The organism is Campylobacter concisus, assembly GCF_902460575.1.
In the GTDB taxonomy this organism is placed as follows: domain Bacteria; phylum Campylobacterota; class Campylobacteria; order Campylobacterales; family Campylobacteraceae; genus Campylobacter_A; species Campylobacter_A concisus_AW.
This window is the reverse complement of record NZ_CABPUY010000002.1, coordinates 18,428-44,782: the sequence shown is the minus strand read 5'-3', so window position 1 is coordinate 44,782 and position 26,355 is coordinate 18,428. Positions and strand designations below refer to the sequence as shown.

22 protein-coding genes and 2 pseudogenes are annotated in these 26,355 nt (G+C 37.1%); 6 read left to right on the top strand and 18 right to left on the bottom strand.

The genetic code is table 11. The features are described 5' to 3' along the window. The 9 genes and pseudogenes from F3G76_RS10445 to F3G76_RS04230 all read right to left on the bottom strand — a co-directional run. A pseudogene (locus tag F3G76_RS10445) lies at positions 1 to 807 on the bottom strand (hypothetical protein); the annotation flags it as partial. Between the two features lie 48 nt (positions 808 to 855). Further along, a complete protein-coding gene (locus F3G76_RS04265; protein WP_149706020.1) occupies positions 856 to 1,647 on the bottom strand; it encodes a DUF2314 domain-containing protein in 792 nt (263 codons plus the stop codon). A 359-nt stretch (positions 1,648 to 2,006) separates the two neighbouring features. Next, positions 2,007 to 2,504 (bottom strand): YajQ family cyclic di-GMP-binding protein, encoded by a 498-nt coding sequence (locus F3G76_RS04260; RefSeq protein WP_149706019.1) that lies wholly within the window; start codon positions 2,502 to 2,504, stop codon positions 2,007 to 2,009. Positions 2,505 to 2,507: 3 nt separating this feature from the next. Then, a complete protein-coding gene (locus F3G76_RS04255) occupies positions 2,508 to 3,437 on the bottom strand; it encodes a D-2-hydroxyacid dehydrogenase (RefSeq protein WP_149706018.1) in 930 nt (309 codons plus the stop codon). Between the two features lie 2 nt (positions 3,438 to 3,439). After that, the gene (locus F3G76_RS04250; protein WP_107855909.1) at positions 3,440 to 4,621 is read right to left on the bottom strand and encodes a glutathionylspermidine synthase family protein; all 1,182 of its coding nucleotides are present in this window, start codon (positions 4,619 to 4,621) and stop codon (positions 3,440 to 3,442) included. A gap of 2 nt (positions 4,622 to 4,623) precedes the next feature. After that, complete coding sequence (locus tag F3G76_RS04245; protein WP_004318051.1) at positions 4,624 to 5,241, bottom strand: UPF0323 family lipoprotein; 618 nt, start codon at positions 5,239 to 5,241, stop codon at positions 4,624 to 4,626. Then, complete coding sequence (locus tag F3G76_RS04240) at positions 5,238 to 5,870, bottom strand: DNA-binding protein (protein ID WP_107855910.1); 633 nt, start codon at positions 5,868 to 5,870, stop codon at positions 5,238 to 5,240. The genes F3G76_RS04245 and F3G76_RS04240 overlap by 4 nt, the downstream gene beginning before the upstream one ends. 103 nt (positions 5,871 to 5,973) lie before the next feature. Continuing rightward, positions 5,974 to 6,186, bottom strand: a complete 213-nt coding sequence (gene rpsU, locus F3G76_RS04235) for a 30S ribosomal protein S21 (protein WP_009294994.1) — start codon at positions 6,184 to 6,186, stop codon at positions 5,974 to 5,976. A gap of 58 nt (positions 6,187 to 6,244) precedes the next feature. Further along, the gene (locus tag F3G76_RS04230) at positions 6,245 to 7,720 is read right to left on the bottom strand and encodes an FAD-dependent oxidoreductase (protein WP_149706017.1); all 1,476 of its coding nucleotides are present in this window, start codon (positions 7,718 to 7,720) and stop codon (positions 6,245 to 6,247) included. 104 nt (positions 7,721 to 7,824) lie between these two features. Between F3G76_RS04230 and ccoG the strand changes: the two genes are divergently transcribed. From ccoG to F3G76_RS04200, 6 genes are all read left to right on the top strand, one after another. Beyond that, on the top strand, positions 7,825 to 9,150 hold the full coding sequence (ccoG, locus tag F3G76_RS04225; RefSeq protein WP_149706016.1) for a cytochrome c oxidase accessory protein CcoG: 1,326 nt from the start codon (positions 7,825 to 7,827) through the stop codon (positions 9,148 to 9,150). Positions 9,151 to 9,180: 30 nt separating this feature from the next. Continuing rightward, positions 9,181 to 9,807 (top strand): TetR/AcrR family transcriptional regulator, encoded by a 627-nt coding sequence (locus F3G76_RS04220; protein ID WP_149706015.1) that lies wholly within the window; start codon positions 9,181 to 9,183, stop codon positions 9,805 to 9,807. Between the two features lie 107 nt (positions 9,808 to 9,914). After that, positions 9,915 to 11,072, top strand: a complete 1,158-nt coding sequence (locus F3G76_RS04215; protein WP_149706014.1) for an efflux RND transporter periplasmic adaptor subunit — start codon at positions 9,915 to 9,917, stop codon at positions 11,070 to 11,072. A gap of 10 nt (positions 11,073 to 11,082) precedes the next feature. Then, positions 11,083 to 14,208 carry an efflux RND transporter permease subunit gene (locus F3G76_RS04210; RefSeq protein WP_149706013.1) on the top strand — a complete coding sequence of 1,042 codons (3,126 nt, stop codon included), beginning with the start codon at positions 11,083 to 11,085 and terminating at the stop codon, positions 14,206 to 14,208. Then, on the top strand, positions 14,198 to 15,580 hold the full coding sequence (locus tag F3G76_RS04205) for an efflux transporter outer membrane subunit (protein WP_149706012.1): 1,383 nt from the start codon (positions 14,198 to 14,200) through the stop codon (positions 15,578 to 15,580). Before F3G76_RS04210 ends, F3G76_RS04205 begins: the two co-directional genes overlap by 11 nt. 21 nt (positions 15,581 to 15,601) lie before the next feature. Further along, positions 15,602 to 15,829: a hypothetical protein gene (locus tag F3G76_RS04200; protein ID WP_009295001.1), complete on the top strand. Its 228-nt coding sequence runs from the start codon at positions 15,602 to 15,604 to the stop codon at positions 15,827 to 15,829. Between the two features lie 129 nt (positions 15,830 to 15,958). On the opposite strand, the pseudogene aqpZ reads toward F3G76_RS04200, so the two are convergent. From aqpZ to F3G76_RS04155, 9 genes and pseudogenes are all read right to left on the bottom strand, one after another. Next, positions 15,959 to 16,651: pseudogene (gene aqpZ / locus F3G76_RS04195) on the bottom strand (aquaporin Z); the annotation flags it as partial. A gap of 188 nt (positions 16,652 to 16,839) precedes the next feature. Beyond that, positions 16,840 to 17,442, bottom strand: a complete 603-nt coding sequence (locus F3G76_RS04190; protein WP_103581505.1) for a hypothetical protein — start codon at positions 17,440 to 17,442, stop codon at positions 16,840 to 16,842. Then, positions 17,439 to 20,765: an N-acetylmuramidase domain-containing protein gene (locus F3G76_RS04185; RefSeq protein WP_149706011.1), complete on the bottom strand. Its 3,327-nt coding sequence runs from the start codon at positions 20,763 to 20,765 to the stop codon at positions 17,439 to 17,441. The genes F3G76_RS04190 and F3G76_RS04185 overlap by 4 nt, the downstream gene beginning before the upstream one ends. Next, entirely contained in the window at positions 20,762 to 21,259 is a 498-nt protein-coding gene (locus F3G76_RS04180) for a hypothetical protein (RefSeq protein ID WP_149706010.1), read from the bottom strand. The genes F3G76_RS04185 and F3G76_RS04180 overlap by 4 nt, the downstream gene beginning before the upstream one ends. An 18-nt stretch (positions 21,260 to 21,277) precedes the next feature. Beyond that, a complete protein-coding gene (locus F3G76_RS04175; protein ID WP_188116564.1) occupies positions 21,278 to 24,136 on the bottom strand; it encodes a type VI secretion system Vgr family protein in 2,859 nt (952 codons plus the stop codon). Further along, positions 24,136 to 24,681 carry a hypothetical protein gene (locus F3G76_RS04170; RefSeq protein ID WP_223227422.1) on the bottom strand — a complete coding sequence of 182 codons (546 nt, stop codon included), beginning with the start codon at positions 24,679 to 24,681 and terminating at the stop codon, positions 24,136 to 24,138. The genes F3G76_RS04175 and F3G76_RS04170 overlap by 1 nt, the downstream gene beginning before the upstream one ends. Continuing rightward, on the bottom strand, positions 24,678 to 25,244 hold the full coding sequence (locus tag F3G76_RS04165; protein WP_103645823.1) for a hypothetical protein: 567 nt from the start codon (positions 25,242 to 25,244) through the stop codon (positions 24,678 to 24,680). Before F3G76_RS04165 ends, F3G76_RS04170 begins: the two co-directional genes overlap by 4 nt. After that, the gene (locus tag F3G76_RS04160) at positions 25,241 to 25,789 is read right to left on the bottom strand and encodes a hypothetical protein (RefSeq protein ID WP_223227421.1); all 549 of its coding nucleotides are present in this window, start codon (positions 25,787 to 25,789) and stop codon (positions 25,241 to 25,243) included. Before F3G76_RS04160 ends, F3G76_RS04165 begins: the two co-directional genes overlap by 4 nt. Then, positions 25,786 to 26,277 carry a hypothetical protein gene (locus F3G76_RS04155; RefSeq protein ID WP_223227420.1) on the bottom strand — a complete coding sequence of 164 codons (492 nt, stop codon included), beginning with the start codon at positions 26,275 to 26,277 and terminating at the stop codon, positions 25,786 to 25,788. The genes F3G76_RS04160 and F3G76_RS04155 overlap by 4 nt, the downstream gene beginning before the upstream one ends. Positions 26,278 to 26,355: the final 78 nt, after the last annotated feature.

The window sequence follows — 26,355 nt, the reverse complement described above, 5'->3', positions numbered from 1 at the left end:
ATTATAAATTAATAAAAAAATTATTATTGGACATACAAAAGAAATAAATGCGTAAATAACCATTAGCATATATGAATTAAAACTATCTTTATATCTATAGTGCCTCCCAATCATTAAAACAATAATAATTTCTATTAATATAAAGTAAGTAAGTATCATATACTCATTTGCCGTTTTACTAAAGAAACCTACTAAAAAAACAAACAAAATAAATAAAAATACAGATGTAGCATAAATTATACCTGTCCCTTTAATGTCTCTTATTTGAAATAAGAAAAACAGTTGCAACATAGGCATAAGATACAATATAAACAACAAACTAAGTCCAGCTAAAGTTAGTGAAACAAGGAGTGAAAAAATATCTCCACTCTCAGATACTGGAATGAAACCTATGTTTCTATTAAGTACAAAATATATTATGAATGGTATTATGCCTAGTAATGTTATTAAACTTTTATAATAATTTTTTATAAATTTTAATTTTTCCAAAATAAATTTTAGTTTCTGATAATCTTTATATTCAAAATCAAAGTTTTTTAATATAGGGTTAACCTCTTTTATATTCTGTTTTTCCAATAAAACAATTTGTCTATAAATTTTTTCATCGATATTCTCTATGAAAAGTACTGTTCCCTCATAATTATTATATTTTAATTCTTTATATTTTTCTTTTTTTGCAGAAAGTAAATCAATTAAATTTAAAACATTGTCATTAGATAACGAAATTTCCTTGAGTTTATTAATAAAATCGTCGCAATCTTTAATAACTCTATTTTTATCTTCAACTAATCTCTCAAAGCTTTTCATATTTCAAAACCTTTTTTATTTAAAACATCTTTAAATTTACAAATTTAACTAGCTAAGCACCTTTGCGATTTCGCTCCAGCCTATTTGCTTAGCAAGTTCAGCTGCGGTTTTGCCACTTTTTGTGCGGGCGTTTTTGCTAGCGCCATTTTCTAGCAAGAGATTTACGATCGTTAAATTTCCAGCAAGTGCCTCATGGTGAAGCTGCGTAAAACCAAGCTCGTCGGTGTCTGCGACCATGCTTGGATGCGCTTTTATATAATGCTCCACCTGGCCGCGCATATTTTTGCTCATCGGATGCTCTATCAAATTTTCTGGATGCTCTTTTTGCTCGAAAACCACCAAAATATCTTTAAAATCGCCAAAATCAAGCCCCCAAGCCGCATCATGCTCGGCTAGCTCATCTTTTTGCATGCGTGAGCGCATCGCCTGCACGCTAAAGCCACCATAAGCACGTCCGTCTATCGCAAAGAGCCAGTCGCTCATATCGGTAAATTTTGCGCTTATTTGATCGCCAACTTTGACGTTTTGCACGCTATCTGGCTCATTTACGAGCGTGCCATATATCGTCTCTCCGTCAAATTCAACGTCATTTACCCACATGTGCTCGCCCACCTCTTCGCCATTTATGACATCTAAAAAGCAAATTTTTACCATCGCATAATCAAGCATAGGTGTGATCCTGCGGCGCTCCCAGTAAAGCTCACGCCAAAAATACTTAAAGCTCTCACGAGCTTGCTCAAATGCGCGCTGCATATAGTCTTCGTCGCTACTTACAAAATAGATCGGCATCTGCTCGCCAAGGTCTATTTGCTTACCAAGTATTTTCTCAAAAAAGCCCATTTTTACTCCTTTTTAGAATTTAGATAGATCAAATTTAAATAAAACGATAAGGCGAAATTTCACCCACGAATCAGATAAATTTCACAATTTTAGCCCAGCAACCTACTAAATTTTAATACTAAAACCGTCCGACGATTTCGCAAATTTAGCCTGCAAGTCTGCAAGATTTCACCACAAAAACCATACGATTATTTCGCAAAATTAGGCGAGGCGATTTAAATTTTTGTGACGGGAGTTACCGAGCTGGTAATGACCGAGCAAAAATTTGAATCAACGACGCATAATAAAGCGAAAATATGCGATATAGCCTGCGAAGCGAGAATTTTTCTAGCTCATTTAAAAGCGCTCACGAGAAGCCATTATTTTAGGTTTTTAAAGCCTATCGGAAGCTCTAGGTTCAACCCCCTAACGAGCTTTATACACTCCTGCAGATCGTCTATGCTTTTGCTTGTCACTCTGATCTCTTCGCCCCTGATCTGCGCACTTACCTTGATCTTTGAGTCTTTGATCGCTTTGGTAATCTTTTTTGAGTTTTCACTATCAAGCGTATCGTTTAGCTTTAGCGTCGCCTTTAAATTCCCCCCACTTGCTGGCTCTCTTTTTGTCTCTGTGATCGCCACTGGTGGGATGTTGCGCTTGATGAGCTTTGAGATCACGATGTCTTTTAGCGCGTCGATCTTGTTATCACTTGAGCTAAGAAGCGTGATAAATTTCTCTTTTTCATTTAGCTCTACCTCAGCCGCAAGCCCCTTAAAGTCATACCTCGCAGCGATCTCTTTTTTAGCCGTTTCAAGAGCGTTTTTAACCTCCATCATATCGACCTCAGCACTTATATCAAAGCTATGTTCGCTTGCCATTTTCTATCCTTTTATAAATTCTTCTATATTTTTAACTATGAGCGAGATCAGCCGTTTTCTAGCCTCCAAACTGCCCCATGCTACGTGCGGGGTGATTAGTAGATTTTCCTTGTTTTTTACATTTAAAAATTGGCTATTTTCGCTCATTGGCTCGCTTTCTAAAACGTCGGTGCCAAAGCGTAAATTTCTCTCATCTATCGCCCTTGCCATCGCCGCTTCATCGACTATGCCGCCACGTCCTAAATTTAGCACTATCGCATCATCTTTTAGCAAATTTATCTCGTTTGCGCCTAGCAAATTTCTAGTCTTTTCATTTAGCGGTGCGTGGATGCTGATGATGTCGCTGCTTCTTAGTAGCTCATCTAGGTTTTTTTGCTTAAACTCGCTATTTTTATTTGCTCCGCTTGTCGAGTAGTAGCTCACGTTTGCGCCAAATGCACGCGCTGCCGCCGCCACGCCGCGTCCTATCTCGCCAAGTCCGATGATGCCAAATTCTTTGCCAGCGATCTCGCTGATATCTGCGCCAAGATAGGTGAAAATTTCACTCTTCACCCACTCGCCACTCTTTACGTAGTGATCATAAAATTTGATGCGATTTGTTAGCTCAAAAAGCAAAGCAAACGTGTGCTGCACGACGCTTGCTGTTGAGTAGCCAGCGACGTTTTTAACGACTATGTTTTTAGCTTTTGCATGCTCTAGATCGACATTATTCATGCCAGTTGCGCTTATACAGATAAGCTTTAAATTTAGCGCGTCCATCACGGCTTTGTCGATGATAACCTTGTTTGTGATGACGATATCAACGCCCTTTAGACGAGGCACGACCTCATCGCTCTTAGTCTTTTGGTAGCTGATAAACTCGCCAAATTTCTTAAAAACACTAAGATCAACGTTTTCTCCAAGCGTTGCCGCATCTAAACAAACGATCTTCATCTTTAGTCCTTAATGAAATGTCCTACAAATTTAGAATAGTTATCTAAAATTTTACCGCCCTTTCTATATCCAAGCGCGCATGCCTCATAAGCGTAAAATACGCCTGCTTGGTAGCTCTCGCCCCCCTCATCTTGGTTAAACTCGTAAAATTCTTGATAGATGGCTTTGTTTGAGTCGTATTCGCCATCGTTGCTTGCTATTTGTGCGCCGTTTTCATCGTATATAGAGACGTTTGCACCTTCTCTGCCAAATACCGGCTTTTTCACATATTTTTTACCTTTTAGCGGCTCGTTTGAGGTCTCAAGCAAGAGCGGGTGATTAGGATAAAGATCCCAAAGGATTTTTAAAATCCCTTTGCTTTGGAAAAGCAGCGTGTAGGCTGGATTTATGATAATAGCTTTTTGATTTTTGACGATGTTTGAGAGTATTAGAGCTAGCTCGCCCTCATCGATCGCTATGCTCTCCCAAGGGACAAGCTTGAACCAATACTCGAAATTTTCTTCACCTTTAAAAATGCCCTCATTATCGTCAAAAACGACCTCATCTACGTAGGCAAAGTCTGTTTTAAAGCCAGCCTCTTTTGCGATGTATTGCAGAAGTTTTACGGTCTGCTCGTCCTCGATACTGCCAGCGATGCTGCTAAAGAGTATCCCCCAGCCCTCGTAAAGCTCGTCAAAGTCCGCATCTTCGTCGCCAAGCGTGATAAGGCGTTTGAAATTTTGCTTTAGCGACTCGTAAAGGTCGTTAAACTGGGCTGCTTCGTCCATGTGATTTAGCTTTAGCATCGCCCACTGGATGATCGCCGTCTCAAAAACTGCCGTTGGCGTGTCGGCGTTAAACTCAATGAGCTTTATAGGCTTACCATCAAGCCCGCCAGCTAGGTCAAACCTGCCGTAAAGGTGCCAGTGAACGTCATTTTCCCAGCTATTTTTTATGATATCAACAAGGTTAAATGGTATGCCTATCTCGTGAAAAAGGTTGTTGTCGATCACGTGCTGAGCGGCATTTACATACATATCATATAGCTCGTTTGCCGCCTCGTAGTAGGCATTTGCCTCTTTTTCGCTTACCTGCACGATCTCATCTGCGATATACGAGCTGTTGTCGTTATCTGTATGCCATGCAAAGCCGATTTTCTCCATAAATTCGTTATTTAACGGGGTGATTTTTCTTAAATTTATCATTTTCAGCCTCCAAAACTTGATGAGCTAGAGCCTGACTTTGAGCCACCACCGAAAAATCCACTCTTACCACCGCTGCTTCTTGCAGCAGAATTTGCCGCTTTTTGCTTATTAAAGCTATCGACGCTTCTTGTGTAGGCACTTGGATTTTTATATGTGCTTTGGCGATTTGCTTGGAAATTTTGGTTGCCAAAGAGCTTACTGCCTATCCAGCTACCAAGTATCGCGCCAGCTGCTGAGGCAAGGATCGTCTCGCCAAGACTTAGCCCGCCGCTACTTAGCTGTGCGTCGCTAGTTCTTGTCAAATTTGAAGTGTTGTTGTCGATCTTTGCGTTTGCTTGCGCTAGAAGCTTATCGATCTCATCTTTGCTAAGCACGCGCTCAGTGCCGTTCATATCTTTTAGCACGACCCTAGTTTCGGTACTTGGGTACTCTTCTAAGATTTTATAAACGCCAGGCGCGCTCTCTTCGATGATGACAAAGGCGCCATTTTTTTGCGCAACTTCGTTTAGTGCGTTTTCATTACCACCATCGTCGCTTCCGCAACCAGCAAGTCCAGCCATGATAATGGCACCAAATCCTCCAACCGCAGCATAAGTAGCTATTTTTTTAATATGTTTCATATCTCTCCTATCAACTCTTTTAAATTTTTATGTCTTCTAACAAGTATCACGCCGCGTTTAAATTTGATAAATTTGGAGTGATGTATCGCTTTTATTATCTTTTCACTGATCTTTTTTGTCGCTTTTGGTTTTAAATTTAACTCCTTTAGATATTCGCTTAAATTTATCCATTTTGACTCGTCCTCTATCTGCGCATCTATCGCCACTTCGCTTGCGGCACTTTCGTTTTTAGGTGCTAAAAGCGGTCTTTGCATGGCGTTTAGAAACTGCATGAGCTTCTCGTCTCTATCCTTATAAATTTGCAAAATTTCATTTTTTCGCTCGATGAGCATCTGCTCTTTTTCTTTAAAAAGCCTATCTTTGTCGGCTTGCAAATTTAAATTTAAGCTCTTTAGCTCATTTAGCTCATTTAGCAAGTAACTTACAAACTCGTCGTTTTGGGATTTAGATTTTGTGCTTTTTGGGGCGGTTTTTGTGGGTTTTTCGCTACTTGGCTCCTCGTCAAGGATGACAAATTTAGTGCCATTTTCAATGACTGTTTTTAACGAGCCTCGGCGGATTCTATTATAGACTGCTTCTTTTGTTATGCCTAAAATTTCTGCAGCTTCATTTACAGCTAGCTTTTGCATCGGATTTCCGTTTAAAATAAAATAAAAAAATTGCTTTGATTATAAAAAAATAAGGCTAAAAGAAGAGTTAAACAAAGAGAGCAAAGCCCTCTTTGTCTTGGTTTTAGAGTCTTGACTCGTAGCGTCTAAGCATATAAAGACGTTTAAGCATTTTCTTGCGAGCTGCAATTTTTTGTTTCTTGCGGATCTCAGTTTTAGGCTCAAAGAAGCGTCTAGCTCTTGCTTCAGTAACGACTAAGTTACGATCAGTTTGTTTTTTAAACTTTCTGTAACCCTCGTCAAATGACTCGTTAGGATGTACCTTAATACCAGGCAACGTCCTCACCACCTTTCAGATTAAAATAAGCCGTGAGTATAGTTTAACTTTCATAAATTTAAGCTTTCAAGATATGCTCAGCAGCTATCAAACCAGAGCTAATGCAGTCTGGTGTAGAGCAGCTTGTTAGCCTTGCATAGCCGTGAATTCCGCCTGTTGCTTCGCCTATGGCATATAAATTTTTAATAGGCATATTATCTTTTAAGCCTAGCACTTCAAAATTTAAACTAACCCTGACTCCGCCTGGTGTATAGCTTATGCCAGGAGCTGCTAGCATGCCGTAAAATGGCGCTTTTAAGATAGGATTTACCTTGCTTAGATCTTTTTTGAAGTCACTATCATCTTTTTTCTCTATATTTTCATTATATCGCTTGATCTCGCTGTTTAAAACCTCTAAATTTAGCCCAAATTCTTTTGCTAGTTCGTCCAAATTTTGGAATTTCTTCATCTTTCCATCTTCTACAAATTTGTTTAACCTTTTTGGATCGTGACTGCTTCCAAAACCAACCTCATCAAAGATTATCACTGCAAATTTATCTGAGCTGTTATCTTGCATATTTTCTAAAATTTTATCTGATAAGCCCTGCCTGTCGCCATCTTCATTCATAAATCTTTTTGAGTTTTTACCATCAACTATCATTGAAAAGACTAGATCTTCTGTTGGGATACCAAAAGAGTACCTGCCAAGACTTAGTTGGATAGGCGTTGCTCCAACTGCTAACATCATCTTTAAAGCACCAGCTGTTGCACCTGGATTTGAAGGTGTTTTGGCAAGGGCTAGTCTTGGATTTTGAGCAGCTTTAAATGCCTTATCTGCCGAATATCCACCACTTGCAAAGATGACAGCTTTATTTGCTTTGTAAAATTTGACATCGCCTGCTGTATTTTGCAGATCATCATCAGCCAAGCTCTTATCAAATTTATACTCTTCTCTCACCTTTAAGCCTGCTACCTTGCCGCTTTCGTCAAATATAATCTCATCAGCCTTTACGCGCTTAAGACTTGCCCCGCCTTTACTTTCAAAGTGCGAATTTAAAGTCTGAACAAACGCTCCACCACCGCCCTCTGTCTCTAAGCTTCTAGCCACACTATGACCGCCAAGATGTTTTAGCTTGCTAGCAAATTTAACACCTCTTGCCTTTACAAATTCATACGATCGTTTTGAATTTTCAGCTATACGCAAAGACTGAGCGACATCGTTAAAGCCCTTGCCAGCCTTGTTTAGATCTTTGACAAAAAGTTCTATGGAGTCTTTTATGCCAGCATTTATCTGCTCGTCTGATCCAACGCAGGCAAAGTCAAGTTGCGAAATGACCGAGTTACCGCCAAGTCTTGACATTTTTTCAATCAGCGCTACCTTTAGCCCAGCCTCAGCCAAAACTATGCCAGCTACATTTGCGCTAAGTCCGCTACCAACGATAAGTACGTCAAATTCCTTATCCCATTTTGGCTCATTCGCTGACGCCTCTAAATTTAAAGCAGCTAGTGTTGTGGCTGCTAAACTTGTCTTTATAAATTTACGTCTAGAAATCATGCACGCTCCTTTAATAAATTTGCAAAAATATACCTTAGAAAAGGGGCAAAAATGGGTTTAAAGCGGTTTTAATGTATAATCACAAAAAATCAAAAAGGCTCACCATGTCAAAGGATCTTCATCTTAGCTACGCCAAGAGGCGTTACATTTTTTTTGCCTGTATCACGTTATTTGTATTTATTTTGCCATTTATTAGGATAAATGACGCGCAGCTATTTTTGCTAAGTTTTGATAAGAGCAGGGTCGATCTATTTTTTACAAAATTTGATATGCAAGAGCTATATTTGATGCCGTTTTTGTTTATCACTTTGTTTTTAAGCATATTTTTTCTAACGACGCTTGCAGGGCGTATCTGGTGCGGTTGGAGCTGTCCGCAGACCATTTTTAGAACGCTCTTTCGTGACCTTTTGCAGACTAAAATTTTAAAGATCAGAAAAAACATCCAAAACAAACAAAATGAGCCACAAGGTCAAATTTTAAAGCGTGCTTTAGCTGTTGGAATTTGGTCTGTTTTGGCTCTTATCATAGCTGCAAATTTCATGTGGTTTTTTGTGCCGCCATTTGAATTTTTAGCCTATATAAGTGATCCAAGCGAACATAAAATTTTACTTGTATTTTGGCTTAGTATCGCTGCTTGGCTAGTCTATGACGTGGTCATTTTAAAAGAGAATTTCTGTGTCTACGTTTGTCCGTATGCGAGAGTGCAGTCAGTTATGTTTGATAGCGACACGATACAAGTTATCTACAACCAAAAACGAGGTGGCGTCATATTTGATGGCAAAGAGAAATTTAAAAAGCCAAAAGAAGAAGGCGCACTTTGTACTGGGTGCGAGGCCTGCGTGAGGATATGCCCGACGCATATAGACATAAGAAAGGGCATGCAGCTTGAGTGCATAAACTGCCTTGAGTGCAGTGACGCATGCGCTAAAGTGATGGGGCATTTTAACGAAAGCTCGCTTATAGAGTGGAGAAGCATAAATTCTCAAAATGAAAATAAAAAGGTGAAAATTTTTAGATTTAGAACGGTTGCTTATCTTGTCATTTTGTGCGTAGTTTTGGTAGCTGCAGCGCTGATGAGTGGCAAAAAAGAGAGCATGCTTTTAAATATCAATAGAACTAGCGAGCTTTACAAGGTTTTAGATCAAGGTGAGGTTGAAAATTCTTATGTATTTTTGGTGCAAAATACCCAAAGCAAGGATCATAAATTTTACTTTGAGATAGATGATAAAAGCATAGAAATTTCTCGTCCAAATAAGCCATTTACGCTAAAAGCTGGCGCAAAGCAAAAGGTCATCGTCACGCTAAAATCAAAAAATGAAAACACAAGCGAAAAAGATCTTTTAAAACATATAAATATAAAAGCTTACGCCACTGACGAGCCAACTATCAGCGTGCAAAGGGCTAGCACTTTTATCTATCCTAAAAGATGATAAAATGACGAAAATTTAGTGGGAAGTGAAATGGCGATATCAGAAAAAGGCAAAAAACGATACGAGCTCATCGTAAAAACAGCGCTTGATCTATTTTTAAAAAATGGCTACGAAAAGACAAGCCTTAGCGATATCGTGGCGATAAGCGGCGGCTCGCTTGCTAGCATTTACACATTTTTTGAGAGCAAAGAGGGGCTTTTTCTAGCGATCATCGAGCAAGAGATAGATGCGCTTATAAAAGAGGTCGATGAGAGGATAGATCTTAAAATTTCTCACAGCTTGGAGGAGTTTTTAACCAAATTTGCAACCATTATTTTTTCTATCATCTGCACCAAGAAAAATATCTCACTTGGCAGGATAATGATAAGCGAGAGCTCTAAAAATGGTGGCAAACTTGGTAGGGTATTTTTAGATCAAATTTTAAATAAGATCGACCTTGTGCTTATAAATTTCTTTGAAAGAGATGAGATAAAATCACAGCTAAATCCAAAATTTCCAGCCAAATTTGCCGCAAAATGCTTTATAGAAAATGTAAAGGGGTCACATTACTACAACGCTCTCATATTAGACGAGGAGCCAAAACTAAGCAAAAAAGAGCGTGAAGAGCACGTTGCTTTGTGTGTTGAGCTATTTTTAAATGGCATCATTAAAAAGTAGAATTGACTTTTAATTTATATTTAGTTATAGTCAGTGACTTTTATAATTTGTAATGAAAATTACAAAACTAAACTTGGGATTAAAATTTAAAATTAAGAGAGGTTTTTATGTTGAGATTTAAAAGTTTTCTTGTGCTTTCAGCTGCCGTTTTTTTGCTTTCTGGCTGCTTTGAAAGTGGCGACAAAAAGGCTGCTGCAGGCCGCCAGATGCCAACATCTCATGTTGATATTTTCGTGGCTAAAAAGGCGGATGTGCCTATTAGCTTTGACTACACAGCCACAGTTACTAGCAACCAAGATGTCATCATCTATCCAAAGGTTGGCGGCACGATCATAAAGCAGTTTTTTAAGCCAGGCGACAAGGTAAAAGCTGGGGAGAAGCTATTTCTCATAGATCCAGAGAAATATCAAGCTAGCTACGACTCACTTGATGCAGCTGTTGGCGTTGCAAATGCAAATTTAAAAAATGCCGAAACTGAGTTTAAAAGAATTTCTGCCCTTTATAAGAAAAATGCAGTCTCTCAAAAAGACTACGACGCAGCTGTTGCAGCTTATGATATCGCAAATGCAAATTTAGTAAGCGCAAAAGCAAATTTAAAAAGTGCAAAAATAGATCTAGGCTACACAAGCATAGTGGCTCCATTTGACGGCGTAGTGGGCGATAATAAAGTCGATGTTGGCTCACTTGTAGTAGCAAGCCAAACTCAGCTTGTAAGACTAACTAAGATAAATCCGATCGAAGCTGACTTTTACATCGCAGACGTGGATAATCTAAGCAGAAAAGCAAATTTAGATAGTGGCGCTTGGCAGCAACTAAATAGCGAGGCTGTTTTAAATTTAAACAATGAAGATTTCACTGGCAAAGTGACATTTATAGATAATGTCGTAAATACCGCAACTGGCAGCGTTTTGGCAAAGGCTAGCTTTGATAATAGTGAGGGTAAAATTTTGCCAGGCGCGTTTGGTCATATAAAGATGAGTGGATTTGTGCAAAAAAATGCCTTTAACATCCCACAAGTCGCCCTTCAACAAAGCGCTACAAACACTTATGTCTTAGTCGTAAAAGATGGCAAAGTAGGCCAAAAAAATGTTAAAACTAGCTACCAAACAAAAGATATGGTCGTAGTGACTGAGGGCCTTGAAGAGGGCGATAAGATAATAGTTAATAACTTCCTTAAAATAGGAGTTGGCGCACCAGTTGAAACTGACAAAGACCTAAGCGCAAATTTCTTAAACAAAGATGCAAACGCTACAAGTAGCAAGTAAAGGCAGATAGATGTTTTCAAGATTTTTCATAAACCGCCCGATATTTGCAACTGTTTTATCTATCATCATAGTTATAGCAGGTTTTATGGGTATCAAGGGGCTTCCAATAGAGGAGTATCCAAGTCTTACACCGCCTACTGTCTCTGTAACTGCGACATATAGCGGCGCTGATGCGCAGACTATCGCTGACTCGGTCGCAAGTGCCATTGAAGATCAGATAAATGGTGTTGAAAATATGCTTTATATGCAAAGCACCTCAAGCTCAGCTGGCACTATGAATATAAGTGTATATTTTAAGATCGGCTCATCATCAAAACAAGCTACTATCGATGTAAATAACCGCGTGCAAGCTGCCCTTTCAAGATTGCCTCAAGAGGTGCAAAATATGGGTGTAACGGTGCGTGAAAGAAGTGGCTCGATCCTTCAAGCAGTTGGCTTTACAAATCCAAATATGAACCAAGTTGAGCTATATAACTATGTAAATTTAAACATCGCTGATGCGATCAAAAGGGTAAATGGTATCGGCGATACAGTGCTAATTGGCAACAAAGAGTACTCGATGAGAATTTGGCTAAAGCCAGACAGACTTGCTCAGTTTAAACTAACTCCAAGCGACGTCATCTCTCAAGTAAGAATTCAAAACTCACAATACGCAGCTGGCAAGATCGGCGAGCAGCCATCAAAGGGTGAAAATCCTTATGTTTATTCTGTAGTTTCTGAAGGACGTTTTAAAGATCCAAAGCAGTTTGGTGAAATTTTGATAAAAAGTGAAGACGGCAGCGTTGTAAAACTAAAAGAGGTCGCCACAGTCGAGCTTGGAGCTGCTAGCTACGCATATGATGCTATGCTAAATGGCAAGCCAGCAGTGCCACTTTTGCTATTTTTGCAAAATGACGCAAACGCGCTTGCGACATCTGAAGCAGTAAAAGCAAAGCTTGAAGAGCTAAAGAAAACCTACCCAGTTGGCCTAGAGCACACCATAGCTTATAACCCAACTGAATTTATCACCGTCTCAATAGAAGAGGTCATAAAAACTTTCATAGAAGCGTTGTTGCTCGTTCTTATCGTAATGTACTTCTTCTTAAAGAGCTTTAGAGCTACCATCATACCGATGCTTGCTGTGCCAGTCTCTATCATAGGCACATTTGGCGGTCTTTATGTGATGGGCTTTAGTATAAATTTGATCACACTTTTTGCCCTGATCCTAGCCATCGGTATCGTCGTGGATGACGCGATCATCGTTATAGAAAACGTCGAGAGAATTTTGCATGAAGATAAAGAGATAAGCGTAAAAGACGCGACATTTAAGGCGATGGAGGAGGTACAAACCCCAGTCATCTCTATCGTGCTCGTGCTTTGCGCGGTTTTCGTGCCAGTTTCATTTATGGAGGGCTTTGTTGGCGTTATACAAAAGCAATTTGCGCTAACACTTGTTGTCGCCGTTTGTATCTCAGGCTTTGTCGCTCTTACTCTTACGCCAGCACTTTGTGCGGTTATGCTTAAAAAACAAGAGAACAAGCCATTTTGGATAGTTAAGAAATTTAACGACTTTTTTGACTTTAGCACTAGGCTCTTTACAGCAGGCGTGGCAAAAATTTTAAAACACGTCATTATTAGCTTTATAGTCATTGGTATCATGGGATTTGCAACGTATGGGCTATTTCAGAAAGTGCCAAAAGGGCTTGTGCCTTCAGAAGACAAGGGTGCTTTGATGGTTATCACTTCTCTTCCACCTTCAACAAATATGCTAAAGACTAAAGAAGAGGTAAAATCTATTAGTAACGCCATTTTGAGCAATCCAAATGTCGAATTTACCCTGGGCTTTGCAGGCTATGATATGCTAGCTAGCTCTCTTAGAGAAAACTCAGCCGTTAGCTTTATCAAGCTAAAAGACTGGAGCGAGAGAAAAGGTGCAACGGACGGTGCAGATGCCTTGGCTGGACAGTTTAGTGGTATGCTTGGGGGCTCAAAAGAGTCAATAACCTTTGTTGTAAATTTACCTCCTATCATGGGCTTATCGATGACTGGCGGCTTTGAGATGTATCTACAAAACAAGAGCGGCAAGAGCTACAACGAGATAGAGGCTGACGCTAGAAAGGTAGCTGCAGCAGCAAATGCAAGGCCTGAGCTACAAAGCGTGAGAACGACTCTTGAGACGAACTACCGCCAGTTTAAGATAACAGTTGATAAAGAAAAAGCAAGGCTATTTGGCGTAAGCGAGAATGAAATTTTTAGCACCATAGCCGCTACTTTTGGCTCATACTACATAAACGACTTCAATCTTGCAGGCAAGTCGTACCGCGTATATGCAAGGACGAGCGATAACTTTAGAAACAACCCTGAGGATCTAAGGAAAATTTTTGTCCGCTCAAAAGATGGTGGCATGGTGCCATTAAATTCAGTAGCGACGCTCACAAGATCGATCGGACCTGATATCGTTGATAGATTTAACCTCTTTCCAGCGGCTAAGATCATGGGCGATCCAAAACCTGGCTATACATCAGGTGATGCGATCAGAGCGATCCAAGAGGTCGTAAATGACACGCTAAGTAGCGATGAGTACGCTATAAGCTGGGCTGGAACGGCATATCAAGAGGTAAATTCTCAAGGAACAGGCACGGTTGCCTTTATCTTTGGTATGGTCTTTGTCTTTTTGATCCTTGCGGCTCAGTACGAAAGATGGCTCATCCCACTTGCAGTCATCACAGCCGTGCCGTTTGCGGTATTTGGCTCGTTGCTAGCTGTTTGGATAAGAGGGCTAACAAACGATATCTACTTTGAGATCGGACTCTTGCTACTCATCGGTCTAGCGGCCAAAAACGCCATCTTGATCGTAGAATTTGCTATGCAAGAGCGTGAGAGCGGAAAGAGCATATTTGACTCAGCTGTAAATGCGGCCAAACTTCGCTTTAGACCTATCGTAATGACCTCGATCGCATTTACGCTTGGCGTTTTCCCAATGGTTATAAGCACAGGCGCTGGAGCTGCATCTCGCCACTCACTAGGAACTGGCGTGGTTGGCGGCATGATCGCATCAACAACAATAGCGATATTTTTCGTGCCTATGTTTTACTATTTGCTTGAAAATTTAAATGAAAAATACTGGAAAAAGGGAGCAAAAAAAGATGAGAAATAAGGCGTTTATACTTATAACAGCGGCGTTTTTGGCTGGTTGCTCGTTTCGCCCAGATATGCCAAACGTGGATACAAATTTCACCTCAACATACACTTTCGAGACAAGCGATATAAGAGATCTTTGGTGGAAAGAATTTCACGATGAAAATTTAAATGTTCTTGTTGAAAGTGCGCTTGAGAAAAATACAAATTTACGCATCGCATATTTAAATTTAGAAAAAGCAAAGGCGAGTCTTGGTGTTGCTGAGGCTGACTTGCTACCGGGGGTAAATTTAAATGCAAGTTATACCAAAGCAAAAAGCAGTGGTGAAACCTACACCAAGCAGCCTCAAACACGTTATAGAAGCTCGAGCATAAATTTAGGACTAAACTACGAGATAGATCTTTGGGGTAGAGTGCGAAATAGCGTGCTTGCAGCTAATGAAAATTTAAATGCGAGCAAATTTGACTATGATAGCGCTAGACTAAGCCTTAGCTCAAGTGTGGCAAAAAGCTACTTTGCTCTAGTATCGCTAAACATGCAAGAAGCAGTGCTAAAAGAGACACTAAAGACCTACGAAGATACGTTAGCGCTTCGCAAGACGCAGCTTGATCTTGGTGGCATAAATGAGATGACCTATCTGCAAAGCAAGGCTGAGGTTGAAAGGGCAAAAACAAGCCTAACTTCAGTGTTAAACTCAAAGTCGCAAGCGCTTACTTCGCTAGCCATCCTAACTGGCAAGAGCAATGATGAAATTTTAAAAGGAGCCGTTGCTAGTGCGCAAAATTTACCAAGCTCACCTGAGATAAAGGCTGGCATCAGCTCAGATGTCTTGCTTAGAAGAAGCGACGTGGCAAAGGCGCTAGCAGATCTAAAAGCTACAAATGCGCTTGTTGGCGTGGCAAAAGCTGATTATTTTCCTACGATCTCACTTACCGGACTTTTGGGCTTTACAAGTATTGATTTTGAAAATATATTTGTAGGAAATGCCAATACTTGGAATATAGGTGGCTCTTTAGCGCAAAAAATATTTGACTATGGCAGGACAAAAAACAACGTCCGTGTTGCTGAGACAAACGAGCAAATCGCAGCTATCACTTACGAAGCGACTGTTAGATCGGCCCTTGGAGAGGTTAGAGATGCCCTTATATCAAGGCAAAATGCAAAGCTCTCTTTGGATCAGGTAAAAAATTTGCTACAATCGCAGCAAAAAATTTATTCGCTTGCTAAAGATCAGTATAATGCTGGCTATATCGGTCACTTAGAGCTTCTTGACGCGGAGAGAAATTTGCTTCAAGCAAAGCTTCAAGATGTCTCTGCAAAGCTTGATGAAGTAGATAGCGCGGTTGAAGTTTATAGGGCACTTGGCGGCGGATTTAAGGTAGATAAATAAACTCAAAAAGGAGAAAAGTTGATGACTAAGATTTTAAATTTCTTATTTTCTTGGGGATTTTTTGTTTTTGCTATCGCTCTTGGCGTAGCATTATGGTTTGCGATAAATTACGTGGATACTATTAGGCTTGAGTCAAGCTTTTATGATATCGGCGAGATATTTATGATGGCAGCTGTCTTTGGTATCGTTTTTTACCTTGTTGCAGCGATATTTGTTATACCTATTAGGGCGATGACAAAAAAGGCTTAAATCCTCTTTCATCTAAGAATTAAATTTCTTAGATGACCCCTCAAAAATATCTTATAAATTTCTTTTTACTTATTTTAAATTTGAAAGAGTAGAAAGGGCGAAGATCGCCCCTTGAAGTATAAAATTTGATTATTTTGCGCTTTTGCAGCCGCATGTGCAGCCTAAAATCCTATAAATGATAGCTCCTATGATCGCTCCAACGATAGGCGCAACCCAGAAAAGCCAAAGCTGCTCTAGTGCCCAAGTGCCTTGAAATATCGCAACGCCAGTTGAGCGAGCTGGATTAACCGATGTGTTTGTGATAGGTATCGAGATAAGGTGGATAAGTGTCAAGCCAAGGCCAATAGCGATCGGTGCAAAGCCCTTTGGCGCACGCTCATCAGTCGCACCTAGGATGATGATAAGGAAAAACGCAGTTAGAACTATCTCTGCTACAAGTGCTGAGACTAGACTGTAGCCATTTGGTGAGTGCTCGCCGTATCCGTTGCTAGCAAAACCGCTTGCAGCAGCGTCAAATCCAGCCTTGCCAGAAGCGATAAGATATAGCACAGCAGCAGCTGCGATCGCTCCGATAACTTGTGCGATGACGTAAGGCACGAAGTCTTTTTTATCAAATCTTCCGCCAACTAGCAAGCCAATTGAGACAGCAGGATTGAAGTGTCCGCCACTGATGTGACCAACTGCGTAAGCCATCGTAAGAACTGTAAGACCAAAAGCAAACGCAACACCTACAAATCCGATACCAAGCTCTGGAAAAGCTGCTGCAAATATCGCACTACCGCAACCTCCAAAAACTAACCAAAATGTGCCAAAAAACTCGGCTAAATATCTCTCATTTTCTCCCTTTTAGGTAAATTAAAAGGGGCGATTTTAGCAGAAACGTGTGACATTACAAAATATTGTAAAGGTAAAGTTTTATGTAAATTTGTTTGTGGATCTTGTGAATTTGGATTAAATTTAGAGTGTTTTACATAGTAGTAACTTATATTAAAATTTAATATCCTATTACGTCAATAATATATTTTCTCATTATATTTTGGCACGATAAGTTGGTTTTCTCCAAGTTTTATTTTATTCATATCTATTTGGTTATTGTTTTTTGCATCAAACATAAAATTTTTTATATTTTTGCATTTGTTTGCCTCTTCTGTTAAGCACTCTACCTTGTATATAGCTTTCTTTGTTAGGAGGTTATAGTCCAAGTTTTGATCTTTTACATTTTTATCTAGCATATTTACAGTAACGCCTATTAATTTCCAAATTTTATCTTTTAAGTCAAGTCTGTATTTGTAGGTATAGCCCCACTCAAATCTACCGCCACCGCCACTGTGATTTATTGTGATCACTCTATTTTTTATCTCCAAACCTTCAAAAGGATCTCCCATGGCACCACCTTCATCAGACTTCATTATTACATTACTAAATTCTTGCCATTTTATCCATTTATTTTCACTATCTTTTTTAAAAATTTGCAAAACTCTATGCAAGTCACTATCTTGCCAAACCACCACTCTTTCGTCCTTGCCATCACCGTCTAGATCCCCAAAAGCTTCTGAAATTTCAGAAGCAAATAAAAATGCACTTAGTAAAACTACTATATAAAATATTTTCATTTAGATGCCTTAAACTGATTATAATATCTTTTAATATTATTTGCATATTCTGGATTTTGATTTTTCCAGTTAGGACCATTGTATAGTGTTGCTATTCTTTCCCAGTTCTTATTCTTCAATGCATCAACCATACCGCTCGTATTTTTAAGATATGAAACAAAATACTTGAATTGCTGCAATTCACACATATTCATAGCTTTTTCTAACTCCCTAGGTGATGAATATAAATTAGCATAGTTAAATCCCATGACTTGAAATTTTCCCCATGAACACGATTGTATAGCACAGTCATAATCTATACTTTTCGCAATTTTAAGTTTTTCGTATGATGTCATATCATTATGACCACCACTATCTTCATTTACGATACTTGGATATTTTTTAGATAGTGCATCTACGCTGGCTTTAGTATTACCTTTTTTAATAAGAAGCCTATACATCTTATGTCTTTCAAATAAAATAGTGGCTTGTTTTACTGCTTTAAACGAAGTATGTTTAGACTCTTGGCTTGCTATTGCCATTAATACTTCTTTTTCTACACCGAGATCTTTGGCAGTTGTTGCATAGTCATTATCGTTTATATTACAACCATTTCCACCACAGCCCTTTTTAACTAAGCCTTGGCTTAAACAAAAACAAACATCATCTTCAACTATTTCAATACCAACAGATTCTCCATCTTCTAGTTTAACTTTTTGTTTTATTTCGTTAAATTTAGAAATAAATTTACTTTTATTTTCATTGTTTATTAGATTTATTCCGCCTTTATTACCCGATATTATACTTTTGGTCTTACTATCAGCTACATAAATTTCAAAAGACACTCTACTGGACTTACCATTAATACTTATTACTTGATAAGCAGGATCTTTTAGCTTATAATCCTTAAAGATGCCTATATTTTGACTATTTATGCTTGAGCTTATGTAATATTTTCCACCAGAGTTAGTTGATTTTTTTGTCTCATTGATCTCGCAACTAAATTTATCTGATAAGCTTGCGTCAAAGTCTAAATTCTTGTCAGTATGGCCAAATTCATATATATAAAGCTTGCTGTTTTCATATTTAAGCTTTATAGGCACTTTAAAATCAATTTTTCCGTGTGTTTTACCATATCTTGTCGTATATTTTGGAGCTTTCAAACATGCAAAAAACACAATAGTACTATCATCTTCTTTTAGTTTTTCGAGTAGCTCTTGATCTTTTATGTCCGTTTGCGGGGTGAAGTTTATCTCTTTGCCTTTAAATTTCTCGCCTTCTAGTTTTATGTCGTTTATTACTATATTTGCTCTTACTTCACCATTGTACTCATCTTTTTTGATTATCTTATAAGACCAGTTTATTTCTTTATAGTTATCGTCTCCCTTATTTGGCTTATATTTTGCCTTTAGGTTTATTGTATCTTTTGTGGTTATTGTTGTTCTATCTTTTTTGTTTGGGACATCTACTGTCACATTGAATATATTATTTGCTATATCAATAAGTGATGTTTTTAGCTCGTATGTAGCTTGTCCGCTTTGTTTCTGATTGGCTTCAAGCGATACGACACCGTTATCGCTCATGCTGTGGATTTCACTAGTAGAGTAGTCCTTGCTTAGATCACGAGCGGCAAGTATGAATTTTGTAGTCTTCTTAAATGCTCCTTGATTTTTATCTAAGATCAAATTGATATTAAATTTGGCCGTATATGAGTTTTTCTCTGAATCATCATCGCTAGTAGTTTCATTTTTCTTAAGATAGTATGATTTATATACTCTCTTATCTTCTCCGTTGTGCAAATATATCTCTTTTATATCAGTGCTATTTTGATTTTCATCAGTGATTATTAAATTTGTTATGACTAGATTAAAATTTCCATTATTGGTAGTAGGGACACTGCTGTTGTTGCTTGCTAATTTAAGCTTTATATCAAACATTGACGAAGCCTTATCACTTCTTAAAGAGCCATTTTCTTTGGCAAAATTTAGTAGATTAAAGTTTAGGTTGTTAAAGAAATTTAAGGTTAACTTATTTGTATTATCAAAAAAATACTTTCCATCTTGAGAGACAAACTTGCCAGTATTATCTTTGTAAAGAGTTACCTCTGTACTTGTAGATGGAACTATAAATTTTATATTGTCGTTTTTATTTGTATTGTAAGGATTATACTTATAGTTAGTTAGTATGATCTTGCTCTCTTCTTTTTTTCCTGATGGATTTAAATTTACACAATCAAGATGTGTCTTATCCGCTAAGATGATGGTAAGTTTTGTATGTTTAGGCTGATATGGTGCTATTGGTTGAGCTGACTTATAAGGAAGTATTAGTAAAATTTCCTCTTTAGACTCTTCTTTAAATTCAGAATTTCTCTCTCGCTCTTCTAATGCCTTGTTTATCTTTGAGATGTTATTGGTGCCATCGGAATTTAAATTTACAACATATATATTTTTAAAATCAAAAACAGTACTTGTTACTTCTTTTATAAGAGAGTGGAATTTATTCAAAAAAGGTGCAACCACATCTTTTATCTTGCTATATTTAAACGAAAAATGGCCGGTAAGATTCCTGCTTGTAGCATCTTTTTTAAAAGAGCTAATATTTTCTTCTGTAAAATTTCTTTTTTCATATGCTTGTATATATTTAATCATTCTTTGTTCATTAAATTTAAATATATTTAAGCTACTAAAAATATTTATTACCGCTTCAAAATCATCCTTATATATGAGATCAAAAATATCTGATTCCCACAACCTTCTTTTGGTTAGACCGTTTAGCTCCTTGCCTCTTTGAGTGTTTATGGTATAACGTAGATGAAACCATATTAAAAATCTATCTCTTTGCGATACGGCTTTCATAAGAGCGGAGCCATAGTGGTTGTATGCTCTTGAGACTAATGCCAGTCTTTCGTAGGATTTTGGAATGTTATTATTAACTTTATCTTCATAAGCACTAAGAGTTAAAGAGTATAGTTTATATGCATTATCTCTTGTCTTTAAATCTAAGCTTAAATTTTGAATAGAGCTAAATTTACTTAATGCTGCTGAGGTTGTTATTTTTCCGTTTTTATAGTCTTTTAAAACCAAAGTCTCTTCTTGCGTTAATTGCCATTTATCTCCAAAGACACCTCTATACAATTTTGTAATTTGAGCTGTATCATTTACTTTTAAATCAAATCCATAGCCAATAGCGATATTTCCTTGATTAACATTTTTATAATTATCAGCGTGAGGCTTAAGGAAGCGTCCTGACTTGACTAATTCAGAGTTTGGATGCACTTCTGTGTTGCACATGAATATGCCCAATAATTTGCCATATTCATCTTTGCTTAGCTCTTTAAAGGTCATTTATCTTTCCTTATAAATTCTCCGTCCCAATATGGATCAGTTCCTTCTCCGCAACCATAATCTATAAGTATATTTGCGCACTCATTTGCATTTATTTCTGGCTTAGTAAATTTAAAGCCTTTACCTGTTTTTATGATATTTGCACTGCATTTTTTACTTTTATCATTTGTTGCTAATCTTAAAACCGCTTCTTTAGAAGAAAGAATTTGTAAATTCATCGCTTTATCATCAACTTCTATCAGGCAAATATTTGCACCTTCGCTATCTTCATCTCCTTTAACGCCATATGTACGGTAACTTTCAAACCTAACATTACAAATATTGTTTTTGCACATCGATATATTCAAATCCTGAATATGCCCACGATAATTTTTTTCATCTAGCATAATCTGATCTTCAAACGAGTAATTTCCTGCCCACTCTTTTGATTTAGAATTTTCATTATCCGAGTATAAATTTACGATTAAAAATAGTATAAAAAAGACATTCTTCATATTATCCTCCGGTTATTTTTACAACGCCTTGATATCTCCGCCGATGACCCTTAGACCCATGCTGTCAAATATCGCTTTTACACCACCAACTTCTATAACCACGCTTGAGCCATTTATCGTTACTTTTGTGCTCTCTACTTGGTGTATGATCTCATTTTTAGCATTGACTTCGTATGTCGTCTCGATCTCGCTAAACTTTGAGTCTGCCATCTCTGTGTGCTGCGCGGCTGTTTTTGTTGTGAAATTTGACTTAGCATTTATGTCGATGTAGTTGTTTGCCTGAAGTACGATGTGCTCGTTACTAAACTCATTTATGCCTTTTTGCGAATTTAGCTTGTAGCTACCATCTATGTTTTGCTCTTTAGTACCTTTTATCTCTTTGGTTTCGTCGTTGTGTATGGTTGTGTTGAGGTTTGATTTTATCTCGACAAATTTGTCATTACCGACAAACTCATGTCTATCTTGACCAACTCTAGTTGTATCATCAACAGCTACATTTAGTGTGTTTGAGACGCCTACTACCGTATCTTTTGAAAGTCCGACCGTCGTTAGATATTCGCCTCCGACATTTACGTTTTTAGCAAGATCTATCGTTTGGATATGCGCTTTTTTGACCCTTTCAGTGTAGCTACCATGCACTTGAGAGCTTTTGTCGTTTAGTATCGTTTGAGAAAAATCGTTATTTACTAGCTCGTCGTAGTCTTTCTCGGCTTTTACATAAATTTGCTCTTTGTTTTTTAAGTTTGACAAAGTGATCTCGTTTATGCCGGTCTCGTTTGCACCTATCGTTTTTGAGCTAAGCGATGTTTGGTGGTAGTTGTTATCTACATTTACTAGTGGCATATTTGAGGCATTATAGAGGCTACCGCTTACCACTGGGTTATCTATGTCGTTTTGCAAAAATGAGATGATCACCTCATCGCCGACCCTAGGTATCGCAAAGAAGCCAGAGCTGTTGCTTGCGATAGGTGTGATCACTCTTAGATAGGCACTTTTATGATAGCTTGCGTTTATGGTGTCGTCTTTATCTATCTGCTCTTGTGTGCTAAAGGCATTTAGTCTTACTTTTACCCTGCCGTAGCTATCCGTATGGATGGTGTTTGTTTGGCTATTTAGCCCATCTTGTCCTACAACAAGGCCTAGAGTGATGTCAGGCGCTTTTGGCTTTTGCTTGTAACTTGGTACAAATTTCACACTGCTTGGGATGATGCTTAGTTCATTTGTATATGAGCTTATAAATTTCTTATCTTTTAAAGGGACATTGTCACCTAAATTTAGAGTATTTTCTAAAACGCTTTCGTCTATATAAGTGTGTTTTATAGCTATTATTTTAAACTCATACTCGCCGCTACTTTGATCTATGGCGACTGAGATATTGTCGTTTAAATTTAGAGCAAAGACGTTTGAGCTAGCGACAAATTCTTTTAAAAGCATATCGCTTCTTAGCTTTTTAAGATAGGTGCTAACCTCAAGCAACCTCGTATCACTAAATGAATACTCATCTAAATTTATATGCTTATCATAGATATTTACCTGCTCGTCAAATATCTTCTCATTTTTGCTCTCTAGCACGTTTGGATAGGCCGTGTTTTGAAATGAGTGGGTGAAGCTGTTTGCTTTTAGAGTTTCGCTCTTTGTGATTTTATTTATGTGTTCGCTTGCAAGGTTGTTATTTAAATTTACATTAAAGCTTACTTTTCTAGCCTCTTTACCTTTGCTCGGTTCGCTTTGCGCTAGGCCTTCAGCTTGGTTGCTATAAGCTAGGATAAAGGTATCGTGAAAGTAAATTTTCTCATTATCTTCGTAAAAATATATGCCACTATCATGGCAAAGTCTTGTTATAAAAGCTAGGTCACTTTCGTTGTACTGCGCTATAAATTCTTTTTTATTGTAACTATTTTTGATATTTGAGAAGTCTAGCTCTTTAGTTAGCCTTTGCTTGTTAAAAGACAAAATTTCTTTTACTACTTCAAGCACGCTTTGATCTGTGTAAATTCTATTTGCTCTATTTATACTTAGTCTATATAGCGAAGAGGTGAGTTTAAATTTGAAGAAATATTTTTTGTCTATATTTGTGCTGCTATCGTCATCAACGCCTAGATACTCGACATCGCTTACTATGCCGCTAAAGTAGATATAGTCGCTGCCATTATTGCTTGGGATGATACTCTTGTTTGTAGAAGATGGTCTTTTTATGCTTAGCTTCATGCCTTTATCAAGGTACCTATATATGCCAGTTTGAGCGTTATCATTATATATGCTCTCTAAATTTTCATAAAGCGGATTTTTGACTAAATTTATATAGGCAAAGCACTCTATGCTAAATATATCTTCTAAACTCTCATTTATATCAGCTCTTGTGACTATAAATTTGTCATTTGCTTCATTTGCTATCTGAAGAGTTGAGAAGGCATCGCTAGATACGCCATAATCTACAAAGCCGTCTGTTGCCACCGAGTTGCCAGATGCTAGCATGACTGGATTGGTTAGTGATGATGTTGGTGATGTTATGTTTTTGTCCATTTGTTGCTCTTTCAATCTTTTTTCGTTTTCTTCTTCTTGTAATCTTTCTTCAAATTCTTTAATATCAGCATCATTTAATTTAATCGTAGGCTTTGACTCTTCCAGTATGCCAAGCCTTTTTGCCTCTTTATATTTTCTGAATTTAATTTCTGTTTGATCGTCTATGCCTCTTTTTACTCCTTCTCCAGCAGCATCAAAAATTTTGTCCATTAGTGGAGGTTTAGGATAAACTCTTATAAAAGCATCTACATTGTCTTTTGCATTTTGTGAGGTAGTTTTTTCTTTAAAGTCTTTCAAATCAGTGTTATCATTTTTTACTTCAAGTTTCTTCTTGCTTATATTAAATAAATCCATTACCTATTCCTGCCTTCTACTAACTCATCAAATTCTTTTTCGTCATTTACAATTTTTAAAATAGATTTTAAAACGACATAATCTTTTGGGTCTTGCCCATGATCTAATAGTTTTTTGATCAGTTTAAATTTCTCTTCTTTAAATTCCTTATATTTTGGTGTTTTTATAAATTTAAGCAATTCTTTACTGGCTCTTTTATTCTCTATTGGAACTCCATTACTATTAAAAAAAAACGAAAAGTCAAGCCCTATTGACGTAGATAGCCAGCCATTTGGAGTAGCACCCTTGTCTAAAAGCATGTCAATAGTTCTAGTTTTGTTTGCATCGTAAGCAAATTCTAATAAATTCGATCTAGCCATTAAATTATTTAATTTTACGCTAGCATTAGCATCACAACCCAGTTTGTCTATATAATATTCTATGTATTTAGCGGTATTTTCATCAGTTATTTTTTTATCAAAAATAATCCCAAACATATCCGTGCAATTTGCTTCGTGTGAATACAAAGATGTTATGAGAAATATGATTATTGCTAATTGCCTCATTGTGCTAATTCCTTTTTATTCCCATTATTTAATAAATTCTCTAAATCTTTTTCATCATTTATATATTCTAATGTCTCAAGCAAATATTTAAATAGATCCGATTTAGCTCCGTTATCTAATATTTTTTTGATTAAAGTCATTTTTTCTTCTTTATATCTTTTATATTGCTCTGTTTCTAGAAATTCTAAAGACTTTAAAGTATTCGGTGTTTTCTTGGATATTGAAACGCCATTTTTTGCCAAATAAATTATATAATCTGAAATTATTCCACCGATTAATTCTCTTGTTATAGTAGGTTTTTTAGACAAAATATAATCAAAAGTTTTTGGCTTATCAACTACATAAGAAAGATACAATAAATCAATCCAAGCGGATGTCAGTTTTGTTGATTTTACACCGATATCTGGGCTACATTTAAAATCTTCTATATATGTTTTCATATACATTGCTGTTTTTTCATCGCTTATATCTTTGTTTGCTACAATATTTAATGAATTTACGCATCCAAGATAATGTAAATTGATGATTGCTATATTAATAATAAATGAAATCAATACACTCATTTATTATCCTTTTTATATTGCCCTAGCAGTCTATCTAAATCTTTTTCATCTCCTACTATCTTTAATATAACTCTCAAATAACCATAATAATAAGGATCTTGCCCATGATCTAATAGTTTTTTAATTAATTTAAATTTCTCTTCTTTAAATTCTTTATATTTCGGTGTTTTTATAAATTCTAATAGCTCAGGGCTTGCTTTTTTGTCTTTTATGCCATCGCTATTTTCTCTAAAAAAGACTAGGAATTCTGTTGCTATAATTGCAGTTAGCCATTTATCTGGCGTAATATCTTTATTCAAAAGTAAGTCAAACGTTTTAGTCTTATTATTTTCATAAGCAGCATCTAGTAAATTGGAGCCATCATTAGCGAAACTTGGGACTATATTAGCATCACACCCAAGCTCATCTATGTAATATTCTATACATTTAGCAGTATTTTCATCAGTCGTATTTTTATCAAAAATCATAGCAAACATATCCGTGCAATTTGCTTCATGTGAATATAAAGATGTTATGAAAAATATGATTATTGCTAATTGCTTCATTGTGCTAATTCCTTTTTAGCTCCATCTTTTAATAAATTCTCTAAATCTTTCTCATCATTTATAATTTTCAGAATAATCTTTAAAACTTTATAATCTTTTGGGTCTTGCCCATGATCTAATAGTTTTTTGATTAGCTTAAATTTCTCTTCTTTGAATTCTTTATATTTTTGAGTTTTTATAAATTCTAGTAGCTCAGGGCTTGCTTTTTTGTTGTCTATACCGACACCATTTTCTCTAAAGAAAAATGCAAAGCTCATACCTATAGATGTAGCCAAGCTTGCATTAGCGAATGTACCTTTTGCCAAAAGAGTATCAAAAGTTTTTGTTTTATTTGTATCATAAGCATACTCTAATAAATTTGGTCTTATTGAAATATCTGGTATTTTAATAGTCATATTAGCATCGCATCCAAGATCATCTATGTAGTATTTTATATACTTAGCTGTTTCAACATCGCTTAAATTTTTATTATAAATGAGTCCAAACATATCCGTGCAATTTGCTTCGTGTGAATATAAAGATGTTATGAGAAATATGATTATAACCAAGTGTTTCATATCGCATTT

Coding starts and splice junctions, on each gene's coding strand:
- F3G76_RS04180 (WP_149706010.1), bottom strand. CDS start 21,259: ATGAAGAATGTCTTTTTTATACTATTTTTAATCGTAAATTTATACTCG.
- F3G76_RS04160 (WP_223227421.1), bottom strand. CDS start 25,789: ATGAAGCAATTAGCAATAATCATATTTTTCATAACATCTTTATATTCA.
- F3G76_RS04190 (WP_103581505.1), bottom strand. CDS start 17,442: ATGAAAATATTTTATATAGTAGTTTTACTAAGTGCATTTTTATTTGCT.
- F3G76_RS04165 (WP_103645823.1), bottom strand. CDS start 25,244: ATGAGTGTATTGATTTCATTTATTATTAATATAGCAATCATCAATTTA.
- F3G76_RS04210 (WP_149706013.1), top strand. CDS start 11,083: ATGTTTTCAAGATTTTTCATAAACCGCCCGATATTTGCAACTGTTTTA.
- F3G76_RS04260 (WP_149706019.1), bottom strand. CDS start 2,504: ATGGCAAGCGAACATAGCTTTGATATAAGTGCTGAGGTCGATATGATG.
- F3G76_RS04250 (WP_107855909.1), bottom strand. CDS start 4,621: ATGATAAATTTAAGAAAAATCACCCCGTTAAATAACGAATTTATGGAG.
- F3G76_RS04170 (WP_223227422.1), bottom strand. CDS start 24,681: ATGAGGCAATTAGCAATAATCATATTTCTCATAACATCTTTGTATTCA.
- F3G76_RS04155 (WP_223227420.1), bottom strand. CDS start 26,277: ATGTTTGGACTCATTTATAATAAAAATTTAAGCGATGTTGAAACAGCT.
- F3G76_RS04240 (WP_107855910.1), bottom strand. CDS start 5,870: ATGCAAAAGCTAGCTGTAAATGAAGCTGCAGAAATTTTAGGCATAACA.
- F3G76_RS04200 (WP_009295001.1), top strand. CDS start 15,602: ATGACTAAGATTTTAAATTTCTTATTTTCTTGGGGATTTTTTGTTTTT.
- ccoG (WP_149706016.1), top strand. CDS start 7,825: ATGTCAAAGGATCTTCATCTTAGCTACGCCAAGAGGCGTTACATTTTT.
- F3G76_RS04220 (WP_149706015.1), top strand. CDS start 9,181: ATGGCGATATCAGAAAAAGGCAAAAAACGATACGAGCTCATCGTAAAA.
- F3G76_RS04255 (WP_149706018.1), bottom strand. CDS start 3,437: ATGAAGATCGTTTGTTTAGATGCGGCAACGCTTGGAGAAAACGTTGAT.
- F3G76_RS04245 (WP_004318051.1), bottom strand. CDS start 5,241: ATGAAACATATTAAAAAAATAGCTACTTATGCTGCGGTTGGAGGATTT.
- F3G76_RS04175 (WP_188116564.1), bottom strand. CDS start 24,136: ATGGATTTATTTAATATAAGCAAGAAGAAACTTGAAGTAAAAAATGAT.
- F3G76_RS04215 (WP_149706014.1), top strand. CDS start 9,915: ATGTTGAGATTTAAAAGTTTTCTTGTGCTTTCAGCTGCCGTTTTTTTG.
- F3G76_RS04205 (WP_149706012.1), top strand. CDS start 14,198: ATGAGAAATAAGGCGTTTATACTTATAACAGCGGCGTTTTTGGCTGGT.
- F3G76_RS04230 (WP_149706017.1), bottom strand. CDS start 7,720: ATGATTTCTAGACGTAAATTTATAAAGACAAGTTTAGCAGCCACAACA.
- F3G76_RS04185 (WP_149706011.1), bottom strand. CDS start 20,765: ATGACCTTTAAAGAGCTAAGCAAAGATGAATATGGCAAATTATTGGGC.
- F3G76_RS04265 (WP_149706020.1), bottom strand. CDS start 1,647: ATGGGCTTTTTTGAGAAAATACTTGGTAAGCAAATAGACCTTGGCGAG.